This window comes from Pseudomonas sp. SIMBA_041 (assembly GCF_046535095.1).
In the GTDB taxonomy this organism is placed as follows: domain Bacteria; phylum Pseudomonadota; class Gammaproteobacteria; order Pseudomonadales; family Pseudomonadaceae; genus Aquipseudomonas; species Aquipseudomonas mucoides.
On record NZ_JAWRXJ010000860.1, the window covers coordinates 1 to 240 of the forward strand.

1 rRNA gene is annotated in these 240 nt (G+C 54.2%); it reads left to right on the forward strand.

Annotated elements, in window-relative coordinates:
• A 23S ribosomal RNA gene (locus SB725_RS33580) occupies nt 1-240 on the forward strand; the annotation flags it as partial.

Below are 240 nucleotides of genomic sequence, written 5' to 3' on the forward strand. Positions count from 1 at the left end.
TGGTAGGCAGTTTGACTGGGGCGGTCTCCTCCCAAAGCGTAACGGAGGAGTACGAAGGTACGCTAGGTACGGTCGGAAATCGTGCTGATAGTGCAATGGCATAAGCGTGCTTAACTGCGAGACCGACAAGTCGAGCAGGTGCGAAAGCAGGTCATAGTGATCCGGTGGTTCTGTATGGAAGGGCCATCGCTCAACGGATAAAAGGTACTCTGGGGATAACAGGCTGATACCGCCCAAGAG